The 8,893-nt window shown below is 35.3% G+C and carries 5 protein-coding genes; 1 reads left to right on the top strand and 4 read right to left on the bottom strand.

Translation table 11 applies throughout. The annotated features are described in order from the left end of the window. A partial coding sequence (locus ACH2CJ_RS02895) for an ATP-binding protein (RefSeq protein WP_394990581.1) occupies positions 1 to 1,132 on the top strand: 1,132 nt, incomplete at its 5' end. A gap of 185 nt (positions 1,133 to 1,317) precedes the next feature. On the opposite strand, the gene ACH2CJ_RS02890 is transcribed toward ACH2CJ_RS02895, so the two are convergent. The 4 genes from ACH2CJ_RS02890 to ACH2CJ_RS02875 form a co-directional block, all read right to left on the bottom strand. Then, positions 1,318 to 2,115, bottom strand: coding sequence for a hypothetical protein (locus ACH2CJ_RS02890; protein WP_394990580.1), 798 nt, complete (start codon positions 2,113 to 2,115; stop codon positions 1,318 to 1,320). A gap of 338 nt (positions 2,116 to 2,453) precedes the next feature. Then, positions 2,454 to 3,866, bottom strand: a complete 1,413-nt coding sequence (locus ACH2CJ_RS02885; RefSeq protein WP_394990579.1) for a SusD/RagB family nutrient-binding outer membrane lipoprotein — start codon at positions 3,864 to 3,866, stop codon at positions 2,454 to 2,456. A 40-nt stretch (positions 3,867 to 3,906) separates the two neighbouring features. Further along, the gene (locus ACH2CJ_RS02880) at positions 3,907 to 7,527 is read right to left on the bottom strand and encodes a SusC/RagA family TonB-linked outer membrane protein (RefSeq protein WP_394990578.1); all 3,621 of its coding nucleotides are present in this window, start codon (positions 7,525 to 7,527) and stop codon (positions 3,907 to 3,909) included. A 36-nt stretch (positions 7,528 to 7,563) separates the two neighbouring features. Beyond that, a complete protein-coding gene (locus ACH2CJ_RS02875; RefSeq protein WP_394990577.1) occupies positions 7,564 to 8,691 on the bottom strand; it encodes a FecR family protein in 1,128 nt (375 codons plus the stop codon). Between the last annotated feature and the right edge of the window lie 202 nt (positions 8,692 to 8,893).

The raw sequence follows: 8,893 nt of genomic DNA, 5'->3' as shown, positions 1-8,893 counted from the left end.
AATTGCCGAAGATTCAGCCAAAGCTAAACAACAATTTTTGTCGAATATGAGTCACGAAATCCGTACACCGATGAATGCCATAGTGGGATTTACGAATGTGATTTTAAAAACAGAATTAAATGATCCCCAAAAACAATATCTCAATGCTATAAAGGTATCTGGAGATGCTTTGATTATGTTGATAAATGATATACTCGACCTTGCCAAAGTAGATTCAGGAAAAATAAGTTTTGAACAAATTCCCTTCGATTTATATGATTCTGTTGCCTCGACAGTACAACTCTTTGAAATAAAAGTACAGGAGAAAAATTTAGAATTGATTACAGAATTTGATGAGAGCATTCCTCAGATATTAGAAGGCGATCCAATTCGTTTACGTCAAATAATCTTAAATTTATTAAGTAATGCTGTAAAGTTTACCAACAAAGGAGATATAAAATTACAAATTTTATTAGTAAAAGAGGATGTAAATAGTGTACTGATTGAGTTTACAATAACTGATACGGGTATCGGAATTCCAGAAGATAGACTGGAACATATTTTTAAAAACTTTGAACAAGTACACCAAAACAGCAATAATTATTATGGAGGTACAGGATTGGGGCTTGCCATCGTTAAACAATTAGTTGAAGTTCAGGGGGGCATAATTACTGTAAAAAGTGAACTTGATAAGGGTACGGAATTCAATTTTAGTTTATGGTTTAAAAAAACAGATATAAAAATGGAACACGAATTAGAAATTGAATATAAAACAAAAATAGAAAATGTAAAAATATTGGTTGTTGAAGATATGGAACTCAACCAACTTTTAATTAAAATAATAGTAATTGATTTTGGATTTGAGGTAGATGTAGCAGATAATGGACTAATTGCGATTGAAAAATTGCGAGAAAATAAATATGATATTATTTTGATGGATTTGCAAATGCCAGAGTTGGATGGTTTTGAAACCACAGAGTATATTCGTAAGGAAATGAATTCTCAAATTCCGATAATTGCCCTCACTGCCGATGTTACTACGGTAGATTTAGAAAAATGTATCGCTGCTGGAATGGATGATTATATATCCAAACCAATTGATGAAAAATTGCTTTATTTAAAAATATTAAAATCGTTAAATAAACATGAATAAATGATATTGGGAATTCAAAACCGTACACAAAATTGTATGGCTGAAAATCGGTTTTGCTCTTTTCTTTTAAGCATATTTGCGGCAAATTCGCTCAATTACTTTGTACATATTATAATTTATGTGCGGTTTTGAAAATATTAATTGAAAACATCCGATTTAATCATAAATCGGATGTTTTTTTTGGATTAGAACCGAAATAAATACCACAAAGCCGCTTTAGAATTTACCATTTTGTTTCCATCATGGGCTACATTTGGTACAACGTCAATTTGATGGTTTTTCTTTTTATTCGAGAAAAGCTGAATATATTCATAAAAAAACTGTCCTCGTTCTAAACGAAAACGACCTTGAAGATTTCCTCCGCAAGACTTATCTAAACTACTATCATTCATATTGACATCTTTCTCGCCAAGAATAAAAACAATGTCTCGATTCAAAAATTGTTGCTTTATGGTTTCGACACCAATCTTTAAAGCATAAGGATTTAGCTTTTCCATTCCTCTTGGATAATCATTGAAACTACCGCAACCAGTCGTATCAGGTTTCACAAAAGTTAAGGTAGAACCCGTTTTTAAAGGTCGGCGGTCATCTAAATACATATAGCTTGATGGATTCATAATGATAAAATTAAATTTATATTTTGTCAATACATTTGGCATGGGTGTCATGCCTACATAACGTGACACAAACTGCCCACCCGCAGAATGACCAATTATTGTAATTTTTTTTAGTTTTGGAAAAAGGGCTTTGTTACAAACTTGAGCAATAATAGAATCTACCAAACTAAAGCTGCTGAAAGATTCATCCATTTTACGCTTTTTACTCGATACGGATTCATCGCCTACACGCCAATTATTATTCGCCCAAAACAAATGGTTGGAGTCGTGTTTGTGGTCTTCTAAATCTTTTTCTGAGGTAAATTGTGGTGAAATAAACAAGGTTTCCTCGTTTTTATTGGCTTTATTGACCGCTTTTCTCCCCATTCGTAATAGTCCAAACCATTTCGTCTTGCCCCATGAATATAAATAACTAAATGTCTGATTTTTTTATTTTGCTCGTCAATTGGATGGTTACTGGCAAATCGAAAGGAATATGTTTTATTGTTTTTATTAAAAGAAAAAATATTTGGGCATGCCCTTTCGATAGCTTCTGGCTTTTCATCTTGGGCGTTTCCAAATTTTGGAATAAAAAAACTGAGGAGCAGAATTAGTGAAAAAACTTTCATGTTATTGGTTTTTATTCAAAATCCTTCAAGAATATGAAAACTTGAAGGACTTTGATTGATGTATTTGATTAAGACAGGTTTATCTAAAAATCAAGGTTATTTATTCACCTCTGTGACTTGATAAATATCAGGAATCGGTTTGGGCATAAATGGATTTGCATTGATTTCGGATTGAGCATAAATCAACCGTTCGGGATATTTGGTTGCAATGGGTGTATTGAAGGGAATCGGAGGACGAACATCTGACTCAGATTTTGCTAATCTTCTAAAATCATTAAATGGCAATATCTGGCCATAAAGTGATACATATCTTTCTTCAATAATTTCACGTAAAAGTGCTCTTTCTTGAGTAAAATTTGACTTGTTTTCGATGCCACCTACTAAAAAATCGGCATCCACATAAGGGTCATATTTCACCGTGTCAGTAGTAGCTAAAGGCGTAAATGCGTTACCCTTTACATTCAAATAAGCTCTTAGCTTGTTTAATTGTAATAAGCCCTCTGTAACGCCCTTTGTTCTCAATCCACTTTCTGCAAGATTCAATAGGTTTTCTTCAAAAATCACAAGTGGCATAGGTGCTTTTTGAGCAGCCACTCCTCTTTCGGTTGTTGAACTTGTACCCGGAATTGCATAGTATTTTGAACGAGCATCTTCAATCGTTTTGGTATTATTACGTGAGCCAGCAGCGTTGGTTCTGCCCAATATACGAGTCAAATAAGTAGTTCCAGTACTAAAATATCCACCACGATTGGCAATCATCATATTCATTAAGTTACCATCACCAATGGCTGTTCCTGGCGGAATAAATTTCAAAGAATTTGCTCCTGACGAAATACCAGTTAATGAAGCAGTATAGGCTTTATCGTACTCTTTTGTTTCCATATAATACCTTCCTTTTAGCGTATAAGCTACCTCAATCCACTTAGAATAGGCACCTTTAAAAAGCAAATCACTCGCTACGGTTCGAGTGCCAGTTATTTTTTTCAAATCAACAATCGCTTCATTGAGCATAGTTTGAATACCGTCATAGACTGAACGTTGACTTTCAAATTTTGGATTGGGAAATTTTTCGTCTTGGGCAATTTCGCTGAAAGGAATATCGCCATACACCGCTGCTAAACTACCAAGTGCATGAGCCTCCATTATTTTCCCTACACCTTGGTAGAATGGGTCGTCTTTTAGGCCTTCACGCATAATGCGAGATTGTTTTACAACACTTTGGTAGGTTAAATTCCATGCTTCGTTCGACTCAACAGCAGAAATATTATACTCATGAAGCGAAAGATAAAGTAATTGAACTCCTCGGTATTGCCCAGTCCACATTCCTAAAATCCTTTGAGTTTGTCCCAATTGTACTTCAATATCAGCCAATTGAATTCCCTTTAATAATCCATCTGGATTGACAGCAGTTGGAGCATCAGGGTCGATGTTTTTTCCTTCGTAAAAGTTACAACCAGCTATACCAATAGCCAGAAATAAAAAGACAATAAATGATTTAATATTTTTCATTTTGAAATTCATTTTTAATATTGTTGAACTATCGTCAGTTTTAGTAGTTTATTTTTAATGAAAACAATACTGAGCGTGTACTTGGATTCGTAAAATATTCAATACCAAAACCACTATTTACACCTGCTTGATTGATCTCAGGGTCAAAACCTTTGATAGGTGTCCACAAAAAGAGGTTTCGCCCAGTTATACCCAATTGTATTGATGAGAGTTTGGTTGCTTTTCTAAATTTTTCACCTGAAATATTATAAAGAAGTGAAAGTTCTCTTAATCGTGTCCAAGAAGCATCTTCAACAAAAAACTCACGAATTGCCGAAGCACCTAAACCAGCCCCACGGGTTGTGTACCAAGTTTCGTCTAAAATTACATCTCCATTACCGAAATTGCCTATATTTCCTCTCACAACAGCACCTGCAGGATATACTTTTCCAGCTACATTTTTCATTTCTTTGGTAAGTGTTACTTCATTTCCAACGTCAGCATGTGTTCCAAAGTTATACATCACAGACTTTGTTCCTTGCGAAATAACGCCACCTTGTGATGTTTCAAATAAGACATTAAAATCTAAATTTTTATAACTAGCACTGAAACCCATTCCACCTCTCCAATTTGGGTTTGGGTTACCTAAAACTCCTTGCACTACATCAACTTGTGGGTAGCCGTTGGCATCATTAATAAAATTACCATTGTCATCACGCAATGCTCTTGGCCCCCAAAGTGTACCCAATGGATAACCTACCACAGCCCTTGAGCTAACGGCTTGCCCTGTCAAATCAACGGTAAGATTTCCTTTTAAGTCAACTACTTTATTTACATTCTGATTAATATTTCCATAGACATTTAGAGTCAAATCGCCTTTCTTATAGAATTCGAGATTGGCTTCTGTTTCCCAACCTTTATTGGTCATCAAGCCTGCATTGGCATATTGACTTGTGAAACCAGAAGAAGGTGTACGACCCACGTCTAATAAAATATCATCAATTTTATTATTGTAATACGACGCAGAGAAAGACAACCTGTTTTCAAGGAATCTCCAATCGGTTCCTACTTCCCATTCTGTTTTTATTTCTGGACGTAAATCATTATTGCCTTTTGAATTATCAAGACGGTATCCACCTCCAAAAAATGCAGGGTCGAGTGGGTCATCATAAGTTTGATAAGCAACTGACTCATAAACGGTGGTAAATCGGTAAGCACTCGGACGAACTCCTACCTTACCAAATGAGGCACGTATTTTAGCTAAAGACAACCATTTTATATCTTTAAAATACTTCAATTTATTGAATCTCCATGAAGCATCAACCGATGGATAAAAAAAGTTGCCACGAATAGTTGAAGCCGCCTCTACAGCTCCCGAAGCATTGAGTGACAATTGGTTTTTAAAATCAAGAGATGTCGTGGCATATGCTCTATTTGAACCTGTTTTTAAAGTAGAATTTGATGCACTCGTTGAGCCTGCGTTGATAAAGTTTTTAAGGTTGGTGTTGACTATAAAGTTTCGTGATTGCCCATAAAGATTTGTACGTTTACGATCATTTAGGTTATACCCAACTATTAAAGTACCGTTCAAATCCTTTGATAAGCGACGTTGGAGGCGACCGATAACATCTAAGTTTTTTTCAACATCAGTAATAGTTTCATGTTGATACGAGCCATTTACACGGTCTGCACCTGCCGAACCGATTGGAAAAAAATATTGACGTGTATCAAAACTTCCATCAGTACCTGCTCTAACCGTTACATCGAACCAACTTGTTGGGAAAATAACAAATTCGGAAGAAATTACAAATCTGTGAACTTGGTCGGGAGCTTCTTGCTCTCTAATTGTCCATTCTGGATTGTTGAATTGAGGATTAATATCACTTCCTAAATAACGTCTATAGCTTCGATGACGACCCAATGATGGAGCACCGGTTGCATCATAGTAAGTACCTATATAATCAGTATTATCAAAATCTGATGGAGTTCTCAGTAAGCCTAAGTATAAACCTGAAACATTTGAATTCTGTTGAATACGATTAGAATTTGTCAAAATATAGGATGCTTTGGTCGAAAGTTTAATATGTTCTCCTATAAAATCATTGTTTAATCGAATTGAACTACGACGATAATCACTATTTTTTCTAATAATACCTTTTTGGTTCAAATCTGCAAAACTGAAAAAAGTTCTTGATTTTTCTGAACCTGCACTTAATGTTAGGGTGTTTTCCAAAAATGAACCATTACCAAAAATAGCATCATAGTTTTGGTCGGTAAAAGTTGATTTATCATTTTTAGCAAATATGCCATTGGCACGACGAGCGATTGGGTAATAAATTCTTCCCGAAACATCGCTTACAAAACGTTCGTTTCCTACAATGACACTATCTGCCGCACCACTTCTGTTTGCAATTTTATCTCCCCAAGAATTTGTTGCTGTTGGGTTGAAAACTCCACCTGAGCCTTGACCATAAGTATTTTGAAATGGATGTTTCACGTTGATTTGGTCAACAGAATAATTCATTCCATACGAAACTTGCAATCTGCCTGATTTTCCCTTTTTAGTAGTAATTACCAAAACGCCATTGGCTGCCCTCGACCCCCACATTGCAGCAGCAGCAGCACCTTTCAAAACTTGCATCGTTTCAATGTCATTTGGGTTAATGTCATTAAGCCTTGATTGTTGAGCAACTCCCACGCCCGTTGCAGTTGCTCCAAAACCAACAGAGCTTGCATTTGAAATAGGAATCCCATCTAAAATAATCAAGGGTTGAGATGCCCCAGTGATGGTATTTGCTCCCCTGATTTGGATATTTGAACCAGCTCCTGGGTCGCCAGTGGAGCGAGTTATACGTACACCGGAAGCTTTTCCAGCCAAACCTTGTAACAAGCCACTCTCGCCCGAGCGAATGACACTTTTAGGATCAACTTTAGCACTTGAACTTCCCTGTTTATCACGATTTTCGGTGAAACCTAAGGCTGTTACTACTACAGTTTCAAGAATTTTGGCTTCATCTTTTAGTTCAACATCAATTATAGAACGTGTTCCCACCTTTTCTTTGATTGTTTCCATTCCGACTGCCGTAAAAACAAGCACATCATTTGCTCCAGATACATTTATTTGGTAATTACCCTTCATATCTGTTGAAGTTCCTTTGGTTGTTCCTTCAATGACAATCGTTACGCCAGGAATCCCTTCTTTATTTATGTCCCGAACTATACCTTTTACAGATTGTTCAAATACATACTCTTTTTTTCTTGATGATAATATTTTCACTGGTTCAGCAACAGTTTGCTTCGGCTTTGATTTTACCACCAACATAGTTTCTGTTACTTTTTCAACTGAAAGATTTACCTCATCAAGCACCTTTTTAAGTACACTTTCAAGGTTTGCATCAATGAAAATAGGGTAAGATTCTATTGATAAATCTTTGACGAGTTGTGTCTCGTAGGCAATTTTCACATTGTAATGATTACTGATATCTGACAAAACAGTTTTTAAAGCAAAGTTTTTGGAAACCTGAAAAAACTTCTTTGAACTGTTTGAGGCCAAGATTGCATTGCCTTGTGCGGCAGCAATTGGTAAACATCCAATGCTAAACAAAAGCAAAAAAACCAGCTTTTTGCCGAAATTTGCTCGTTGTTTTGATTGGAAAAAGTGAGTAAAATTCTTAATGCTCATAAAGTTATTTAGGTTTGTGATAGTTTGTAATAAATTTTAGTTTTTATTCTCGAAGATGATTTCGCTGTTGCTTTGTTGTGTTTTTATATTAAAAATTTGGCATATTACTTTTACTAAAACATCTACATCATCGTCGGGAATTGAGGCTGTAAGGCGTTTGTTTTTTAATGATTCTTCTTTAAAACCGTAGGTGTTTTCGACCAAAAGAGCCACTTCAGAAAGTGGCGTATTGTCAAATTCAAAATGCTGTTTAGTCCATGCTTGATAAACCTCTATTTTCTTAATTTGAGAAATACGAACCACTACTCCATTATCTATCTGTGCAATTTCGTTAGGTTCTATGGCTATACTTTCTTGTTCGGGATGCTTGGTTAAATGCAATTGAATAATTCCTTCATAAAGAGCAACTTTACATTTCTCGGCACGGCTCATCAAATTAAACCTTGTACCAATTACTTCAATATTGACACCTTTTGTATTGACAATAAACTTTTGAGCCGCTCCTTGTGGTAAATCATAATGCTTCACCGAAAACTCTGCTTCGCCATCAAGCCAAACTATTCTATCTGCTGATTTAGACCAATTTTTAGAAAAACGTAATGCGGAGTTAGCATTTAAAAGCACCGTTGAGCCATCAGGAAGAATGATTTTTTGGGTTTTCCCAAAAGGGGTTTTAATAATGCTTTCTTCATTTTCAGCAATAATCGGAATGGTCAAAACATTTTCAGATTTGTTGTTCGATTTATCAAATATTTGAGCGGAGAAATTTGTTTCTTTTGTTAAAATATCTTTCTTCAATAGAAAGAAAGTGGCCATAAATATTGCAATACTCGCAGCAGCAGCCAATAGCCACTTATAATTAATACCTTTGAAAGGTATTAAAGTCGGTTTGTTGAACTTATTTTTTAAAGAATCATCGTCAATACGATAATACAGTTTTTGCCATTCTTCATTGATAGCATTATCAGAGAGCGAAAGGTTTACTCCAGCAGCAAGCAAATGTACCAGCTTTTCAGCCTCATCAATAGCCTCTTTTTTTTCTCGATTTTCACTTATCCAAGCCGTCCAAAAAATAATATCAGAAGGAGATTTTCGCAACACATAATTCCGAAAGCTTTCATCATCTATAAAATCATTGACAGTGAAATTGTAATAATTTTTCATTGTAAATATCTTGTTTATAGTAAAGACGATGAACTTGTGCCTTTTTACTGCTTTTTTTGAATATTTTTTCAAAAACAAGACTGCATCGGGAAAAGCAGTCTTGTTGGGTAGGTTGTCTAATGTGTTAATAAGCTCTTTCATATTTTGAATGCTTTTTGTTTTCTAACTACCTGATTATCAAAGAGTTGTTTTTGTTTCCATT

Origin of the sequence: Emticicia sp. (assembly GCF_043780375.1) — a bacterium.
GTDB lineage: Bacteria > Bacteroidota > Bacteroidia > Cytophagales > Spirosomataceae > Emticicia.
The sequence above is the reverse complement of the archived record's forward strand: the minus strand, read 5'-3'. Positions and strand labels throughout refer to the sequence as shown.